The sequence below is a fragment of the Marinomonas sp. TI.3.20 genome, from assembly GCF_038155025.1.
Taxonomy (GTDB): Bacteria; Pseudomonadota; Gammaproteobacteria; order Pseudomonadales; family Marinomonadaceae; genus Marinomonas; species Marinomonas flavescens.
Window position 1 is genome coordinate 18,968 of record NZ_JBAKAS010000023.1, and the last position, 16,787, is coordinate 35,754.

At 44.7% G+C, this 16,787-nt stretch carries 16 protein-coding genes; 9 read left to right on the forward strand and 7 right to left on the reverse strand.

What is annotated here, in order from left to right:
* Positions 1 to 4: 4 nt before the first annotated feature.
* Positions 5 to 886 carry a LysR family transcriptional regulator gene (locus V6259_RS17400; RefSeq protein ID WP_341585604.1) on the reverse strand — a complete coding sequence of 294 codons (882 nt, stop codon included), beginning with the start codon at positions 884 to 886 and terminating at the stop codon, positions 5 to 7.
* A gap of 115 nt (positions 887 to 1,001) precedes the next feature.
* On the opposite strand from V6259_RS17400, the gene V6259_RS17405 reads away from it, so the two are divergent.
* The 3 genes from V6259_RS17405 to V6259_RS20060 are packed head-to-tail and all read left to right on the forward strand — an operon-like array spanning position 1,002 to position 2,379.
* Positions 1,002 to 1,742, forward strand: coding sequence for an SDR family oxidoreductase (locus V6259_RS17405; protein WP_341585605.1), 741 nt, complete (start codon positions 1,002 to 1,004; stop codon positions 1,740 to 1,742).
* Positions 1,743 to 1,747: 5 nt separating this feature from the next.
* Positions 1,748 to 2,272, forward strand: coding sequence for a hypothetical protein (locus V6259_RS17410; RefSeq protein ID WP_341585606.1), 525 nt, complete (start codon positions 1,748 to 1,750; stop codon positions 2,270 to 2,272).
* Positions 2,269 to 2,379 (forward strand): helix-turn-helix domain-containing protein, encoded by a 111-nt coding sequence (locus tag V6259_RS20060; RefSeq protein WP_445928515.1) that lies wholly within the window; start codon positions 2,269 to 2,271, stop codon positions 2,377 to 2,379. The genes V6259_RS17410 and V6259_RS20060 overlap by 4 nt, the downstream gene beginning before the upstream one ends.
* Positions 2,380 to 2,393: 14 nt before the next feature.
* Here V6259_RS20060 and V6259_RS17415 read toward each other — a convergent pair whose 3' ends face one another.
* The gene (locus V6259_RS17415) at positions 2,394 to 4,025 is read right to left on the reverse strand and encodes a KAP family P-loop NTPase fold protein (RefSeq protein ID WP_341585607.1); all 1,632 of its coding nucleotides are present in this window, start codon (positions 4,023 to 4,025) and stop codon (positions 2,394 to 2,396) included.
* A 273-nt stretch (positions 4,026 to 4,298) separates the two neighbouring features.
* Between V6259_RS17415 and V6259_RS17420 the strand changes: the two genes are divergently transcribed.
* The gene (locus V6259_RS17420; protein ID WP_341585608.1) at positions 4,299 to 5,489 is read left to right on the forward strand and encodes a Fic family protein; all 1,191 of its coding nucleotides are present in this window, start codon (positions 4,299 to 4,301) and stop codon (positions 5,487 to 5,489) included.
* A 161-nt stretch (positions 5,490 to 5,650) separates the two neighbouring features.
* Here V6259_RS17420 and xseA read toward each other — a convergent pair whose 3' ends face one another.
* On the reverse strand, positions 5,651 to 7,003 hold the full coding sequence (gene xseA, locus V6259_RS17425) for an exodeoxyribonuclease VII large subunit (RefSeq protein ID WP_341585609.1): 1,353 nt from the start codon (positions 7,001 to 7,003) through the stop codon (positions 5,651 to 5,653).
* 94 nt (positions 7,004 to 7,097) lie between these two features.
* Between xseA and guaB the strand changes: the two genes are divergently transcribed.
* The 4 genes from guaB (at position 7,098) to V6259_RS17445 (ending at position 12,496) form a co-directional block, all read left to right on the forward strand.
* Positions 7,098 to 8,564: an IMP dehydrogenase gene (gene guaB, locus V6259_RS17430; RefSeq protein WP_341585610.1), complete on the forward strand. Its 1,467-nt coding sequence runs from the start codon at positions 7,098 to 7,100 to the stop codon at positions 8,562 to 8,564.
* Positions 8,565 to 8,697: 133 nt separating this feature from the next.
* A complete protein-coding gene (guaA, locus tag V6259_RS17435; RefSeq protein WP_341585611.1) occupies positions 8,698 to 10,275 on the forward strand; it encodes a glutamine-hydrolyzing GMP synthase in 1,578 nt (525 codons plus the stop codon).
* A 201-nt stretch (positions 10,276 to 10,476) separates the two neighbouring features.
* The gene (locus V6259_RS17440) at positions 10,477 to 11,769 is read left to right on the forward strand and encodes an AAA family ATPase (protein ID WP_341585612.1); all 1,293 of its coding nucleotides are present in this window, start codon (positions 10,477 to 10,479) and stop codon (positions 11,767 to 11,769) included.
* 1 nt (position 11,770) lies between these two features.
* Entirely contained in the window at positions 11,771 to 12,496 is a 726-nt protein-coding gene (locus V6259_RS17445; protein ID WP_341585613.1) for an HNH endonuclease, read from the forward strand.
* A 230-nt stretch (positions 12,497 to 12,726) separates the two neighbouring features.
* On the opposite strand, the gene arsJ is transcribed toward V6259_RS17445, so the two are convergent.
* The 3 genes from arsJ to V6259_RS17460 all read right to left on the reverse strand — a co-directional run bounded on the left by arsJ (position 12,727) and on the right by V6259_RS17460 (position 15,442).
* Positions 12,727 to 13,950: an organoarsenical effux MFS transporter ArsJ gene (gene arsJ, locus V6259_RS17450; RefSeq protein WP_341585614.1), complete on the reverse strand. Its 1,224-nt coding sequence runs from the start codon at positions 13,948 to 13,950 to the stop codon at positions 12,727 to 12,729.
* 136 nt (positions 13,951 to 14,086) lie between these two features.
* The gene (locus tag V6259_RS17455) at positions 14,087 to 15,088 is read right to left on the reverse strand and encodes an ArsJ-associated glyceraldehyde-3-phosphate dehydrogenase (RefSeq protein WP_341585615.1); all 1,002 of its coding nucleotides are present in this window, start codon (positions 15,086 to 15,088) and stop codon (positions 14,087 to 14,089) included.
* A gap of 12 nt (positions 15,089 to 15,100) precedes the next feature.
* Positions 15,101 to 15,442, reverse strand: a complete 342-nt coding sequence (locus tag V6259_RS17460) for a metalloregulator ArsR/SmtB family transcription factor (RefSeq protein ID WP_341585616.1) — start codon at positions 15,440 to 15,442, stop codon at positions 15,101 to 15,103.
* Between the two features lie 272 nt (positions 15,443 to 15,714).
* Between V6259_RS17460 and sfsA the strand changes: the two genes are divergently transcribed.
* On the forward strand, positions 15,715 to 16,425 hold the full coding sequence (sfsA, locus tag V6259_RS17465; RefSeq protein ID WP_341585617.1) for a DNA/RNA nuclease SfsA: 711 nt from the start codon (positions 15,715 to 15,717) through the stop codon (positions 16,423 to 16,425).
* 82 nt (positions 16,426 to 16,507) lie between these two features.
* Here the strand turns inward: sfsA and V6259_RS17470 are convergent.
* Positions 16,508 to 16,787 (reverse strand): hypothetical protein (locus V6259_RS17470; RefSeq protein WP_341585618.1); only part of this gene is annotated, 280 nt, incomplete at its 5' end.

A 16,787-nucleotide genomic window follows, 5' to 3' on the forward strand; every position in this document is an offset into this window, starting at 1 on the left:
GAGATTATTGAAATTGTTCTGTTAGCCAATCCATAAAGGCTTTCACTCTTATTGGCACTTGTTGATTCTGAGGATAGAGTACCGAAACAGGCATAATAGGTGGTGGGTAATCGTTTAGTACTTGTTGGAGCTTACCGCTTATTAGCTCTTCTTTTATGCGATAACGTGGCACTTGAATTAATCCTAATCCAGACAGTGCGGCACCGGTATACATATCGGCTCCATTAACGGTAATAAATGATGTCAGCGTGATTTCTTTTATTTCCTGACCTAGCGTGAAGTCTAGACTTGCATCTTGTCCAGTGTCGGAAGATGAATAGGCTACTGCTCGATGATGTTTGAGTGACTCTAAGCTTGTTGGTACGCCATATTTTTCTAAGTAGTCTGGACTGGCAACGGTGACTTGTTCCATTTTGGCCAAAGGCTTTGCAACCAGCGAAGAGTCTTGAAGTTGTCCTGCGCGCAATACGCAGTCAATGCCTTCTTTTACAAGATCTACGAGCCGATCATCTTCACCAATGTGCAATGAAATATTAGGGTAGCGAGACACAAAATCCCCCATAGCAGGCATGACAAAATGTTTGGCTAGCGTGCCCTGTAGATTCACCCGTAGTAAACCTTTTGGCGATGTGTTTTTAAACGCGGTATCAGCATCTTCTACGTCGGCTAAAATACGCAAGCAGCGTTGATAATAGCTTTTCCCCTCTTCTGTCATACTCACTTGGCGGGTTGTACGTTCCAATAGTCGTGCGCCAAGACGTTGTTCAAGACGCTTAACCAAGTTTGAGGTAGTGGCTCGGGGAATATGTAAATCTTCAGCGGCTTGTGAAAAGCTGCCGCATTGGGCTATTCGCACAAAAACCTGCATTTCCTGAAAGCGATCCATAACACACCATTGTTATAGTAAATGGAATTATATTGTCAAATATACGGTGATTATCTTTCAAATCAAACCTTCTATTCTTTCTTTCGTTGGTTCATTTCATTCGGAGGATAAGAACATGTCTACACTAAATCAAAAAATAGCCCTTATAACAGGTGCCTCACGAGGTATCGGCGCAAGCGTTGCTCTCCAGTTAGCGGACGATGGGTTTGCCGTAGTAATTAACTACTCATCAAATTCAAAAGTTGCAGACGAACTGGTTCAAGAGCTTGTTAAAAAAGGTCACGTAGCGCTTGCCGTCAAAGCCAATGTGGCTAAGTCATCCGAGGTGAAAGCCATGTTTGACCTAATTGAAGATCGCCTCGGTGCTATTGATGTGCTGGTGAATAATGCAGGTATTCTGAAAATAGCACCGCTGGTACAAACCTCTGATGAATTGTATGAAAGCTACTTCGCTATTAACACTCAAGGCGTGTTTAACACATTGCGAGAAGCTGGAACACGTTTGAACGACGATGGCCGCATCATCAATGTGTCTAGTACCACGTTAGCCTTGAACATGGTGGGATACTCTATTTACAACGGAACAAAAGCCGCGGTTGAAGCTTTTACAAAAGTTTTTTCAAAAGAGTTAAGAGGTCGTCAAATCACAGTAAATGCTGTGGCCCCTGGGCCCGTTGCGACAGACTTATTCTTGCAAGGTAAAACAGAAGAAATGATTCAAAATTTTGCCAAAATGCCACCACTTGAACGACTCGGACAACCAGAAGACATTGCTCAAGTCATTTCATTCTTGGCAAGTCCTGCCAGTGCGTGGGTCAATGGACAAGTCCTTCGTGCGAATGGTGGTTTGGCGTAAATTAGGTGAGTATTCCGCAGCGATTAAAAGCAATAGTACTAACCGTTATAGTGGTGGTGGCGATCAACGCTTGCTCTAAGCCACTTATTGCTGACGCCATGGGGAATTTAACCATAAGATCATCAGTCACCTACTTGTATTTGCTTCGCCATACGCCATTTTTCACTTCTCTAAAAAAAGAGGAACTTCGTTGGGTAATCAAGCACTCCAAGGAATGGTCGGTAGAGCAAGGTGGCGTCGTGGCGACAAACTCCAGTGCACCAGATTATTGGATCTTACTGGATGGCGCGTGGCAGCTTGAATGTGGCGACAAACGCTATCCAAGTAAAAATGATGACGCAGGGAAGTGGTTTAGCTCCGAGGTTATTTCTGAGATCTGCAAGCTGGTGGTCACAGAATCCAGCTATGTTATGCAAATTCCCCAAACGGACATGAACGACATGATACAGAAAGGTTTCAACTTCCAAGAGCATCTTGAGGCCGGACTCTCTTATTATGAAAAAATGTTTTTAACAGCGAATAAGCGATAACAAAAAGAGCATTCGAAAACAGCCACAACAACCGAACCCAAGCCGCCAAACAACTCGGCATATCGCGACAAGGGTTGATCAAGAAAATAGAACGATATGGGTTGTGAGGAATGACGCTTAACTAAGCGTCATTGGCGTCTGAATCGCCATCGATCCAATCGAGTGCAGAAGCGAGCTCGACGTAGTCTTTGTATTGTTCTTTTGTGATCCTATCAAACTGACCTAAATAGAATTGTGCTTTACACCACAATAGACCATACGAAATACTATCTGGAGGATTTTTTACAAAATTGTTTTCTTCTATTTTTTGTATAATTTTTTGGATTGGTGATAGCTTTTGTCCTCTGGATTGTTCTCCCATTAAGGCACCAAAATTGTTATTTTTAATACCTAAATCATTAAGGAAGGGCTCACTCAAATATTTTTTGAAGCTAAAACTATAAGGTGTTTGGAGTTGCTTTTTATGGGCTTTTTGGTAGTTACTTTCATTAATAAAAAGCGAAGCGTAATCTTCGATTTTTATTGTTATTTTTAAAGTGTCTTTATTATCCTGAAACTTATGATCAAGAAAAGCTTTAAGGTCAATGCTCTTACTGCTCTCGTCTATATCTTTAAAGCTTCCAGATATAATGTTTTTAAACAAATTATTGTCTTGCTCGTTTATACAAAGCAATGATGTCAAAAGAATTATGTCCATATTGGAGTTAAAAGGCATGTTTGATAATGTCGCGATGATTCTATCTGTAATTTGAATCGCAGTTCTCGGCGGCATGTTAAACGCATCTAAAATCACTGCAATATTATCTAAAGTGACTTTGCCATCTTCGTTTGGTGGCAGAATGCTTATCCCTGCTTTTTTAAGGTATTCGCCTGATAATTTATGGTGGTCTACATGTACTTCTAGGAAGTTTTTTAGGTCGGGCGCTTTTAAACTGAAGCGGCTGTTAAAGAATCGACCAAGATAAAGGCGTGCATCAAACCCTTCCCCATAAATGGCTTTCACTGCATGTTGCAGTTGTTCTGTGTCCGTCGCTACAACGAAGACAATGCCTTTGATATCAAAAATATGCTTGATAGTTTCCAACATTTCCACGGCGTAGCTTGGACGACAGCGATCTAACTCATCGATGAAAATAAAAGCGGGATATGCTTTTTCGTCTTCTGGATTGTCTGTAATAAAAGAAACCCATTCGGCAACACTAATTTTTAAGTCGTCAATAGCTTGAGACTTTTCTTCGTGTTCATCTAGTAAATGTGTAACAGCACCTGCTGCTACATCACTTAAATCGATAAAATCTTCATCGCCAAAATACTTTTTAGAAAATGTTTTTATCAGAGCTGGCGCGGCGGCTTTAAATAAACCAACGACTCGTTTTGGAACCTCAAAATTAGGTTTTTTCTTAATATCTGCTTGATCTGTAAGCTGCTTTATCACAGAAGAAATAACTGTCATCAATGGATCATCAGAATAATCTTGTTTCCATGCGTCGATGTACACAACAGGGAAGTGAGGCTTTAAATCCTTTGACCAACGCTTAAGAAAATACGTCTTACCAGAGCCCCACTCTGAATTGAGGTTAAGCACATAATTCCGTTTATCTTCGCCATCGTCTCGGGATGAGTCATAACCTTGATCGACTAGAAATTTCGTTAAGAACTGCGCGTATCTCTGACGACCGAGGGTATCTTTTGGAAAATCTTCATCGTCTATGGTTGTAGGATCAGACCAATCTATAGAGTCTTTAGTAAACATGTCGTTGCTTCCCTTCGTTGATGCTATATCAGTAATAGCCGTATTCCCGATTTTAAGGAACAATATCACAGTTCAGTGACTTCTCGCGCTGGCGCGTGGAGTGAACGTGCTTTGTTTCTTTTATCGTAAACTAGGTGGCGTTTTATTGATCAACTATCTAAGTTTATAGGTTTCGTTTACTATACTGTTAAATTAACCGTTAATAATTATCTATTTAAATTAGTTAATTATTTGATTTTAAAAGAAAATAAATCATCAAAAGAACCGTTAAAAATGATCAGTGTGACGCCTTTTATTCAACCAGAACAGGCTTCTGGAGACATTCGAAATATGGCCGTGGAGGTCTACAAACAATCCGCGAGTTTGTCGGCGTCTGTTCGCCCCAATCTTAAGCCTGCGGTCGAGCATCTACTGAGATTTGTGAACAGCTATTACAGCAACAGAATAGAGGGCAACAGCACAGAACCTGCAGATATTATTCACGCAGAAGGCATGGTGCCAACCGACCCTGTAAAACGGAATGACTTACTAGAAATAGATGCGCATTTGGCTGCACAAAATGCTTTGCTCAAAAGCAGTGTCAGTCCAGCGCAGCTGACAGATGAGGCATTCTTATGCTCTATACATGAGCATTTTTTCAAAGATTTACCAGAGTTCGTGCGCACGCATGTTCGAGAATCCACAGGTGAAATCTATCTTGTAGAAGCCGGAAAATTACGAACTACGCAAGTGCAAATTGGGAAACATCTACCGCCACATCAAGATGAGTTAAATGGCTATTTAAACTGGTTTCATAGCTCATACCGATTAGATCGGTTGTTTGGTGAAACTCGTCTTTTGGCTGCCTCGGCTGCGCATCATCGCTTTGCTTGGATTCATCCGTTTTTGGATGGAAATGGCCGAGTAGGGCGTTTGTTTACGGACAGCTATATGCGTGGTGCGGGTGTTGATGGTTATGGTTTGTGGACATTGAGTCGAGGCTTCGCACGCACAATTGATGAATATAAGCTTCGTTTGGCTGGTGCCGACATGGTTCGACAAGGCAGTACTGACGGACGTGGAATTTTGTCGAATAGAGGGCTTGAGGCTTTCCAACGTTATTTCTTTGAAACGTGTCTTGATCAAATTCAGTACCTTGCTGGTGTTTTAGATATTCCGTCTTTTGATATGAGATTAAAGCAATACACGGATCAACGAGTTTCTGGTGTGGCACTAAGCCCGAAAGGTGAAACACTTAAGAAATGGCGACCAGAAACCGTCTTGTTACTGAAAGCGGTTATGACTGATTCCAAGGTGATGCGGACTGATGTGCCACAAATTACAGGACTAGGAGACACCAATTCGCGTGCCGTTGTGAAACAGCTTATAGAAGAAGGTTGGGTTCGTGGAGAAACGAAAACAGCACTGAAAATTAATCAAATCCCGTTTGATGCTATATCTTTTCTCTTCCCGCATCTTTGGTAATTACTTACTTTTTAATTAATAGCTTCATCTCAATTCATCATAAAAAGAACCAACAGGTTAAACAACTCTTCGCGCCTGCGCGTGGAGCGTACCTGTTGGTTCTTTTGAGCCGCATAAATAAGCTACGGAGTTTTTAAAACGCCTAAAAAGAGAAGCCGCAACTAACCGATGGCTTTCGTCCCCGCCACGGTACAGTCGATTTCCCCGTCTTGTACGCGCACCTTAATAGAGTCGCCTTTTTCTATTTCGTTGACTGAACGAATAACCTGTTTGTCTTTAGAAGCAATGGCGTAGCCGCGCGACAAGGTATTGAGTGGGCTGACGAGGTTGAGCTTGTCGATGAGGCGGGCAAAGCTGGTTTGTTTACTGGTTAGGGCATTATTTAGCGCCAACGCCAGTCGAGCGTCTATGTCGCGAAGCTTGTCGCGGTTTTGTTCGATGCGTCGTACTGGTGTGTTCTTTTGCAGCCTGTGTTCAAGGTTCTGTGTTTTGACTTTGTGTTCTTGGATTTGGCGCTCAAGGCTTTGTTGTAAGCGGCGCTTGAGTTGATCTAGCTGGTTTTGTTGTTGATCAATGCGTTCCTTCGGATGGCGAATGCGTTTGATCATGAAGTCTAATTGCTGCTGGCTTTGCTCTAAAATGCGCGACATGCGTCGGGTCAGCTGACTTTCTTGCTGGGCAATTTGACGAATCAGTTGTGCTTTATCGGGACTTAACAACTCCGCCGCAGCGGTGGGTGTGGCCGCACGTACATCGGCGACAAAATCGGAGATAGTAAAGTCGGTTTCATGGCCCACCGCCGAGACAATCGGCGTACTGGCGTGAAAAATGGCACGGGCTAGGGTTTCGTCGTTAAAACTCCACAAGTCTTCTAACGAGCCGCCGCCACGGCCAATAACGATGGCATCGAAGTAACCGCTTTCATCTGCACGGGTTAATTGTTTGAGAATGTTTTTCGCCGCATCCTTGCCTTGAACCAATGACGGAAGAATAGTCAATTCTGTCAGCGGGAAGCGACGACGAAAGGCGATGATCATGTCGCGTACCGCCGCGCCAACCGATGAGGTAATGATCGCCACGCGTTCTGGCTGTGTTGGCAGTGGCTTTTTATGTTCTGCTGCGAACAGGCCTTCTGCTTGCAGTGAGTTCTTTAATCGTTCAAATGCTTGTTGAAGTGCGCCTTCTCCGGCAGATTCCATGCCTTCTACGCTGAGTTGGCAATCGCCGCGTGGACCATAAAAGGTGACACGGGCGCGCAAGCGCACTCTATCGCCATCCTTGGGCTGAAAGCGTACCGCGTTATTTTTACCTTTGAACATGGCGCAGCGGATTTGTGCGCGGTCGTCTTTGAGCGAAAAATACCAATGCCCAGAGCCAGGTTTGGCCAAATTGGAGATTTCACCTTCGACTAAAATCCACGGTAGACTGGCTTCAAGGAGTTGTTGAATTTGTCGATTTAGTTGCGAGACGGTAAATGCAGTTTCTTGTACTGGGCTAGTTGTAAGTTTTTTCATCAATCTCTCGTGGTTTTGATTTACCGAATGCGACTATTGGAGTAGAATTACTTGCCATCTTAACTCCCCTTGTTGGCATTGGAAACTCCCCATTATGTTACGAATCGTGCAAGAAGCTTTAACGTTTGATGACGTATTGCTCATCCCCGGCTATTCCGAAGTTCTTCCTAAGGATGTTAGCCTCAAAACGAAAATCACAAAAGACATTGAGTTGAACATTCCTCTGACGTCTTCTGCGATGGATACCGTTACCGAACACCGCATGGCGATTGCTTTGGCTCAAGAAGGGGGCATAGGCATTGTCCACAAAAACTTGACCATCGAAGAGCAAGCGCAAGAAGTGCGTCGTGTTAAAAAATTCGAAAGCGGTATCGTTCGAGACCTTGTTACGATCAGTCCTGAAGCCAGTGTTCATGAGCTGATGGCATTGACAGCGGAAAATAACATCTCAAGTGTTCCTGTTGTTCAAGGTACTGACCTAGTTGGTATCGTGACGAGCCGTGATGTTCGCTTCGTAAAAGATTTCGATAAGAAAGTAGCAGACATTATGACACCGAAAGAGCGCCTTGTTACTGCGCTTGAAGGTGCTTCTGCTGGTTCTATCCGTAAGTTACTTCATGAAAACCGCATCGAAAAAGTATTGATCGTTAACGATCAATTCGAATTGCGCGGCATGGTAACCGTTACTGACTTCAATAAAGCCACGACTTATCCGAACGCATGTAAAGATGCTGAAGGCCGTTTACGCGTAGGCGCAGCGGTTGGTACTGGTGCTGATACGGGCGATCGCGTTAAAGCATTGTCTGATGCTGGCGTTGATGTCATCGTTGTTGATACGGCACACGGTCATTCAAAAGGTGTTATCGATCGCGTTCGTTGGGTAAAAGAAAACTTCCCACACATTCAAGTCATCGGTGGCAACATTGCTACAGCAGAAGCGGCGATTGCATTGGCTGATGCAGGTGCTGACGGCGTTAAAGTTGGTATCGGCCCAGGTTCTATCTGTACGACTCGTATCGTTGCTGGTGTGGGTGTTCCACAAATCAGTGCGGTTGCAAATGTAGCAGAAGCTATGTCTCCACGCGGCATTCCAGTTATTGCCGACGGTGGTGTTCGTTTCTCTGGTGACATCAGTAAAGCCATTGCAGCTGGCGCTAGCGTGATCATGGTTGGCGGCTTGTTGGCTGGTACGGATGAAGCACCAGGTGAAGTTGTTTTGTTCCAAGGTCGTTCTTATAAAGCGTACCGTGGTATGGGCTCGCTTGGTGCGATGTCTCAAACTCAAGGTTCTAGTGACCGTTACTTCCAAGACTCAAGTAGTGTTGAGAAGTTGGTTCCAGAAGGCATCGAAGGTCGTGTTGCTTCTAAAGGACCAATGGCGTCTGTTATCCATCAGTTGATGGGCGGCGTACGTTCTTCTATGGGTTACACTGGTTCTGCCGATATTGAGACTATGCGTACGAAAACACAGTTCTCAAAAATCACTGGTGCTGGTATGCGTGAAAGCCACGTTCATGACGTGACGATCACCAAAGAAGCGCCAAATTATCACGCGGGTTAATCGCGGATAAATTGTCAGCGAGATGGGGCGTATATTACGCCCCATCTTTATTTGATTGCTCTTACTATTATTCATTACTCTAGTGTCAAAAAGAGACCGTCTTATTGAATTAGAGTGAAAGGACAGGCTAACAATGTCGCAAGATATCCACGCTCATAAAATACTTATTCTTGATTTTGGTTCACAGTACACGCAATTGATTGCGCGCCGCGTGCGTGAGATCGGTGTTTTCTGTGAAGTCCGTGCTTTTGATATGGACGATCAAGAAGTTATCGACTTCAATCCTAAAGGTATCATCCTTGCTGGTGGCCCTGAATCTGTTCCTGAGCCTGGTTCGCCACGCGCTCCTGAAGCGGTATTCACCTTGGGTGTGCCAGTTTTTGGTATTTGTTACGGCATGCAAACCATGGCAGAGCAATTGGGCGGTAAAGTCCAAGGTTCTGAGATTCGCGAATTCGGTTATGCTCAAATTCGTAAGCATGACGGTCCGTCACTGTTTGAAAACATCCAAGATCACGTCGCTAACAATGGTGTATCCATGTTGGACGTTTGGATGAGCCATGGCGATAAAGTGATAGAAATGCCAAAAGATTTCGTTTTGATGGCATCGACTGATAGCTGCCCAATCGCGGCAATGGCCAACGAATCGAAAAAATTCTACGGTGTTCAATTCCACCCAGAAGTAACTCATACGCTACAAGGTAGTCAGATCCTTTCTCGTTTCATCGTAGATATTTGTGGTTGTGATACGTTATGGACACCAGCGAACATTGCGACTGACGCGATCGACAGAATGCGTGCGCAAGTTGGCGAGAAACAAGTTCTACTAGCGCTATCTGGCGGTGTTGATTCTTCTGTTGTTGCTGCGTTGTTGCATAAAGCGATCGGTGACCAATTGACTTGTGTGTTCGTAGACAACGGCTTGCTTCGTTTGAACGAAGGCGATCAAGTAATGAAGATGTTCGCGGACAACATGGGCGTAAAAGTCATCCGTGTTGATGCAGAAGATCTTTTCTTGGGTCGTCTGGCTGGCGAAGCTGATCCTGAGAAAAAACGTAAAATCATTGGTAACAGCTTCATCGAAATCTTTGATGAAGAGTCTTCAAAACTAAATAACATTGAGTTCCTTGCTCAAGGCACGATTTACCCAGACGTGATCGAATCTGCAGCGTCTAAAACCGGTAAAGCGCATGTTATCAAGTCTCACCACAACGTGGGTGGCTTGCCAGAAGACATGAAGATGCAATTGGTTGAACCGCTACGTGAATTGTTTAAAGACGAAGTACGTAAGCTAGGTGTTGCACTAGGTTTGCCACACGACATGGTTTACCGTCATCCGTTCCCAGGGCCAGGTCTTGGTGTTCGTATCTTGGGTGAAGTGAAAAAGGACTACGCCGACATTCTACGTCGTGCGGATGCTATCTTCATTGAAGAGCTTCGTCGCTCTGGTTGGTACGATAAAACAAGCCAAGCGTTTGCCGTCTTCTTGCCAGTAAAATCCGTTGGTGTAGTGGGCGACGGCCGTCGTTATGAATACGTGGTAGCACTTCGTGCCGTTGAAACCATCGACTTTATGACAGCGCGTTGGGCTCACCTTCCATACGAATTGTTGGAAACGGTATCTGGTCGCATCATCAATGAGATCGAACACATTTCCCGCGTGACTTACGATGTATCGTCTAAGCCACCTGCAACCATCGAATGGGAATAATTCAGCGTTAGGTAACCCCTTGCACTGAACAGCAATAAACACCCTAAAGCCCGCTTAATAGCGGGCTTTTTTGTATCTGATTTAGACGTTATAAGTCCAAGTATATCTAGTTTATGCAAGTAGCCCCTTAGATATTAAGTTAGTATACTGATAGGTATTTAAGAACGAATCTAGCTTGCAGATAAGTAGGAATATTTTCTAATGAAGCTCAACTCCTTAACGTTGAAGAATTTTCGCTGCTACGAAGAGCGAAGTTTTGAATTTCACCCTAATGTCAATTTAGTGGTTGGGCGTAATGCGGCAGGTAAAACCGCTTTGTTGGATGCGATTGCTGTCGTCACTGCGACTTGGTTTATTGGCTTCAAAAAGAAGAATCTAGATGGTAAGGCTATTTCTCCATCAGACGCTACTTTGAAATACTCAGAACAGGGAGAAGATGCTAGTTTTGTCGAGTCATGGCCAGTCGTTGTTTCTGCTACAGGTTATGTAAATGAGAAGCTAGTGTCATGGGAAAGATCAAAGGCGTCGCCGACAGGTAATACAAGATATGGTCAGGCCACCGAGCTAATAGACCAGGCTAAGCTTTGTGACTCAAGCCTAGACTCGGAGAGTGATCTGCCGTTGATAGGTTACTACGGGACAATGAGGCTATGGCAGGATCCAAGAGCATCTAAAGCAAAGATAAGTTTGGAAAAAGGTAATAAGCCGTCGAGACTGGATGGCTATAAGCACAGTGTTGATCCACGAATAGCGGTTAGAGAAATGGTAAACTGGTTCGCTAAGCAAGAGTGGCGAGCGTTTCAGCAGGGTAAAGAGCCTGCAATGCTGAAAATCGTTCGAGATGCAGTGCTAAAATGTATAGATGGAGCAACTTCGCTAAGGTTCGATGCAAATAGGGAGGAGCTGCTTTTATCAATTGGAGATAATTCACCTCAGCCATTCTCGATTTTGAGTGATGGTCAACGATGCGTCCTTGCTTTAGTGGCTGATATAGCGCAAAAAGCAGCATTATTGAACCCTCACCTAGGAGAGGAAGTGCTCCAGCGAACCAGTGGCATAGTACTTGTTGACGAGCTTGATCTGCATCTACATCCTTTTTGGCAGAGGCAAGTTATAGAGAATTTAAGGAGTACTTTTCCTGAAATACAATTTATTTTCACTAGTCATTCCCCATTCTTGATTCAGTCCCTGCGTGAAGGGGAAGAGCTTTTAATGCTCGAGGGTCATCCTACCGCCGAGCTTGGTAATAAAACTATCGAAGATATTGCAGTAGGAATTATGAGAGCTGGGGACTCTAATGTAAGCAATAGGTACATGGAAATGAAGGGCGTTGCAATGGAGTATCTTGAAGAGCTCGAAACAGCGGAAGGAGTTCCTGAGAATAAGCTAGAAGATTTTAAGAATCGCTTGGCTGATGCTCTTGCCCCCTATGCAGATAACCCTGCTTATCAAGCATTCCTTGAAATGCAGCGTGTTGCAAAGCTTGGGGGGTAGTATGCGTCCAGTTAGAAAAGGCTCATCGCCTGTAAATGGTGACTTTAATAAATACGAGGATGCTAAACCTGATTTAGTTAGCCGATTGGGACTATATTGTAGTTACTGTGAACGACCCATTAAGACTTTGCTTGCGATAGAACATATCGAGCCGAAAGGTACAAATAAGACCCTAGAGAAGGTGTGGAGTAATTTCCTTTTAGCTTGCGTAAATTGTAACTCATGCAAAGGCTCTACTCCTGTTAATTTACAGGACATATTGCTTCCTGATAGGGACAATACTTTCTTAGCGTATGAGTATGGTTATGATGGAGAAGTTTCTCCATCGAGTACATTAAATGTCCAGCAGTCTACTTCAGCAAAGAACACTTTAACGTTAGTTGGTCTTGATAAATCGGTCCAGGCTTACAGAGATTCAAACGATCAGTTAGTTGCTCTTGATAGGCCTAGCCAAAGAATGGAAGCTATTGGTATTGCACAGGAGTCCTTGAGTCTCTACCAAAGTCTGCCACTCAATCAGATGATTGAGTCGATAGTAAAAACAGCACTTTCAACAGGCTATTTTAGTATTTGGATGAAAGTCTTTGATCAAGTTCCAGCAGCAAAGCAGCGTTTTATAGAAAGCTTTAAAGGAACAGGTGATAGTGGATGTTTCGATCTCAATAATGGGGCAACTATTACACCTGCTCCAAACCCGGATGGCTGGACCGCAGGTAGTAAAGTCTAAGCATGAATAGAAAAGTAAGAGCTTTAACTAAAAGAAAAAACAGGCTCTCTGCCACGGCATGGCCGAGTCCCCTGCTGAGTTGAAGCGCCGTCGTGAAGAAAATAAAGGGCTTACAGTTCTCGTTAACAATAGAATGGGAATAATTCAGCGTTAGGTAACCCCTTGCACTGAACAGCAATAAACACTCCAAAGCCTGCTTTCTAGCGGTTTTCTTGTGATTGATGCCTTCGTTATTGAGCTGTGACTGGTCGTTTATGTTTGGGTAGTCCCAAAGAAATCAATGTGGTGGCGACTAAAAAAGCAAACGATACCCAGAGGCAGGCGGAGAATCCCCAGATCTGAAATACCCAGCCAGACAGCACTGTGCCTATCAAGCGTCCCATGGCGTTGGCCATGTAATAGAAGCCCACATCAAGGGATACGCCATCGTCTTTGGCGTAGCTGACAATCAGATAGGAATGCAGGGATGAGTTGACGGCAAACACGGCGCCGAAGATCATTAATCCAACAATGATCACGGTTTCAGGATGCCACGCTTGTTGAATGCCGTAGGCGATTAAGCCGGTCACGATCGACAGCGCTAGCGCCCATATAAAGGCCGCTTTACCATCAGGAGTTGGTCCAGAGGTGAGGTGGGTGATTTTTGGTGCGATGATTTGCACAAGGCCGTAACCAATGACCCATAACGCAAGGAAGCCTCCGACTGCGCTGTGATCCCACTGAAAAACCGTGCCCAAATAAATCGGCAAAGCGATCACAAACCACACATCGCGAGCGCCGAACAAAAACATCCGCGCGGCAGACAAGATGTTCACACTGCCAGACTTAGAGAAAATCTCAGAAAACTTAGGTTTGGTTTTGGCTTTGCCTAAATCTGCTTTTAAACCGATTAAGCTGCCGATAAAGACGAATATCAGTACGATTGCCATGGCCGCTACAGAATACTGAAAGCCAATTAAAGAGAGCAAAGCGCCACCCAAGAAGAAGCCTGCACCTTTAAGTGTGTTTTTAGAGCCAGTAAGAATCGCAATCCATTTGTACAAAGCACCTTGGGCATCGGCAGGTACTAGGGTCTTGATGGAGCTTTTGGCACTCATTTTATTCAGGTCTTTGGCAACACCAGATAGCGCCTGTGCAGCCATCACCCAGGGAATGCTGAGTGATGTGGCGGGTACAGCAAGCATAAACAAGGCAACGATTTGCATGCCTAAACCAATATTCATTGTGCGATTTAGGCCAAGGCGGGCGCCGACCCAGCCGCCGATAAGGTTGGTCACAACACCAAAAAATTCGTAAAACAAAAACAGAGACGCTATCTCTAGCGTGGAATAGCCTAAATCATAAAAATACAAAATCACCAGCATGCGCAGGGCGCCATCGGTGATCGTGAAATTCCAATAATTAAAGGTGACCAGCATATACTGACGCACATTTTGGTTAAGCTGAGAAAACATAGCCACTCTCTTTAAGTGTTGCTGTCTTTTAAAAGAAGAGCGACCTAAGCCGCTCTGTAGTTTGTGTCATTCAGTATTTTGTACAATTGAATGAGAGTCTTGGCATTAAGTCGCAGACTCACTAACCTGTGCTTTTTTAAGCCATACCCACTTTGCGTACGAGCTCAGCGGTGCGTGTTGCGTAGCCCATTTCGTTGTCGTACCAAGCGTAGATTTTCACCATACGAGAGCCAACGAGCATGGTCGATTGGGCGTCTATTATGGATGAGCGTGGGTCGCCTTTGTAGTCGATGGAAACCAACGGACGATCTTCAAAGCCAAGAATGCCTTTTAATTCTCCTTCGGAGGCTTCTTTTAGCAGGGCATTGACTTCTTCTACCGTGGTGTCGCGTTTCACATCAAAGACGATGTCGGTTAATGAGGCATTCGCCAGAGGCACTCGAACCGCATGGCCGTTTATCTTGCCTGCAAGATCAGGGAATATTTCGATGATTGCAGTGGCTGATCCTGTGGTGGTTGGGATCAAACTCATGCCACAAGCGCGGGCACGGCGCAGGTCTTTATGCGGTGCGTCCAAAATAGTTTGCGTATTGGTCAGGTCATGAATCGTCGTGAAGGAGGATTGCTCTATGCCTAATTTTTCATGGATGACTTTCACCACTGGTGCGATGCAGTTAGTGGTGCAAGACGCGGCGGTCACAATGCGATGTAACTCGGGGTCAAAGGTATGGTCATTGACGCCCATGACGATGTTGGCCACACCGGCTTCTTTAACCGGCGCAGACACCACGACGCGCTTAACGCCTTGGGCAAGGTACTTGTTAAGAGTGTCTGTTTTCTTGTGTTTGCCTGTTGCTTCAATGACCACATCACAAACCGACCAATCGACCGCGTCGATGTCTTTTTCTTGTGAAGTAGGAATGCTTTTTCCATCAATGATGATGTGATGACTATCGCTGGTGACGTCGTGCGCCCAACGGCCTTGTACCGAGTCGAATTCCAGCAAGTGAGCCAGCGTCGGGGCGTCACCGGCAACATCGTTAATATGCACGAATTCAATCTCTGGCCAATTGAATGACGCTCTAAGCGCCAATCGACCGATACGACCAAAACCGTTTATTCCTACTTTAATAGTCATCTTCTTTCTCCTCTAAAGGCAACATTCTGGACGGTGGCTCATCTCAGATAAGCGCTTGATGTCCTGTTGGTATTCTTCTTTCAGGCAGTTGGATTCCACTAACCCACGAATTTGTTTTTTCATCCAACCTGGTAGCTGATCCGACAATCGATAAAACACCCACTGGCCCCGACGAGTATCTACAATCACGCCGCTTGAGCGCAGTAAAGCCAAATGACGCGAGACCTTAGGTTGCCCTTCGTTAAGTGCATGGGTGAGTTCGGCAACGCAAACCTTCTCTTCACGGGCGATGGTCAGCAAGCAGCGCACTCGAGTTTCGTCTGCGAGTAACTTAAAAAATTGGTGAGGCAGCATGCTTGATCCTATTGTTATATGCGTATATCCATATATTAATTGCGACCTTGTTATTGTCAATACGCGATATTGCTAAGGGTGATGGATTCCTGGATGAAACTGGGCTGTAAGGTAGATGCCATAGAGCGTCTCGCCATTTTGTTAAATTTTTATGACACCTTCTGTCTTTCTATCATTGGACGGATGAGGAGTGCGCTTATCCTTGAGGTAGCAGAAGGTGTAAACTTCGGCGATTGCATTAGGCATCGTATTGATGGGAAAGGAGTTAGGCAGTGAAATTTCCGACTAAATTATTAGAAGGGCGTTTGATTAAGCGTTATAAGCGGTTTCTATCAGACATTGAATTATCAACGGGCGAGGTGATTGTCGCCCATTGTCCAAACACTGGTTCGATGAAGCGCTGTCAGCAAGATAATGCGAGAGTGTGGGTTTCTGAGAGTAATAACCCAAAGCGCAAGCTGGCTTACACTTGGGAGCTAGTGGAAATAGACGAACAGTATCTTGCCTGCATCAATACCGGATACCCTAATAAGTTAGTTGGGGAGGCGATCGCCAACGGTGTGGTGTCTGAGCTAACGGGTTACGCAGAGCAGAAAGCCGAAGTGAAATATGGCGAGAATAGTCGTATTGATTGGCTGCTGACTGGAGACGATGGGCGAAAATGCTATGTGGAAGTAAAAAACGTTACTTTATTAGAAGAAGACGGACAAGGTTACTTTCCAGATGCGGTGACAGAGCGCGGGCGCAAGCATCTGTATGAGTTGGCAAGCATGGTAGAAGAGGGGCATCGAGCAGTGATGTTCTTTTGCGTAAGTCATACTGGCATTGATTCAGTGACTCCTGCCGCACACATTGATCCGAAATACGCCCAAGCTTTTGTCGAAGTGGTTGAGAGAGGGGTGGAAGTCATTGCTTATCAAGTGGCGATCGACCCACAAGGTATGTTGGTAACGCATTCTGTTCCAGTAAAGATGCCAGAATGACTCTAGTGGTTAGAAGAATAGTGCAATAGATAGGTTGTTTTATAAGCTAAAAGCCCTTTTTCTGTTGGTTAATTGATCGATTTCATACTTCTTTCAAATGAATCGCAATAAATGTCACTTTTTCTCGAAAAAGGGTTGCACTAAATCTGTAGATCCTTAATATACGCCCTCGCTGACACGGACAACGCTTCACAACAACGAAGACGCTGTCTAGCTTACTAAGTAAGCCAACACGGTCAGCACGCTCTTTAAAATAGATAATCAGATAATTTGTGTGGGCGCTCGCTGGAGTCTTCAGAAGATCATCGCCGTTCGGTTTTACCGGAAGGTAGTTGATCAAAAAAATTGAAGTCTTACGAGAG

Coding starts and splice junctions, on each gene's coding strand:
- V6259_RS17420 (WP_341585608.1), top strand. CDS start 4,299: ATGATCAGTGTGACGCCTTTTATTCAACCAGAACAGGCTTCTGGAGAC.
- V6259_RS17405 (WP_341585605.1), top strand. CDS start 1,002: ATGTCTACACTAAATCAAAAAATAGCCCTTATAACAGGTGCCTCACGA.
- V6259_RS17440 (WP_341585612.1), top strand. CDS start 10,477: ATGAAGCTCAACTCCTTAACGTTGAAGAATTTTCGCTGCTACGAAGAG.
- V6259_RS17455 (WP_341585615.1), bottom strand. CDS start 15,088: ATGACTATTAAAGTAGGAATAAACGGTTTTGGTCGTATCGGTCGATTG.
- guaB (WP_341585610.1), top strand. CDS start 7,098: ATGTTACGAATCGTGCAAGAAGCTTTAACGTTTGATGACGTATTGCTC.
- V6259_RS17400 (WP_341585604.1), bottom strand. CDS start 886: ATGGATCGCTTTCAGGAAATGCAGGTTTTTGTGCGAATAGCCCAATGC.
- arsJ (WP_341585614.1), bottom strand. CDS start 13,950: ATGTTTTCTCAGCTTAACCAAAATGTGCGTCAGTATATGCTGGTCACC.
- guaA (WP_341585611.1), top strand. CDS start 8,698: ATGTCGCAAGATATCCACGCTCATAAAATACTTATTCTTGATTTTGGT.
- V6259_RS17415 (WP_341585607.1), bottom strand. CDS start 4,025: ATGTTTACTAAAGACTCTATAGATTGGTCTGATCCTACAACCATAGAC.
- xseA (WP_341585609.1), bottom strand. CDS start 7,003: ATGAAAAAACTTACAACTAGCCCAGTACAAGAAACTGCATTTACCGTC.
- V6259_RS17445 (WP_341585613.1), top strand. CDS start 11,771: ATGCGTCCAGTTAGAAAAGGCTCATCGCCTGTAAATGGTGACTTTAAT.
- V6259_RS17460 (WP_341585616.1), bottom strand. CDS start 15,442: ATGCTGCCTCACCAATTTTTTAAGTTACTCGCAGACGAAACTCGAGTG.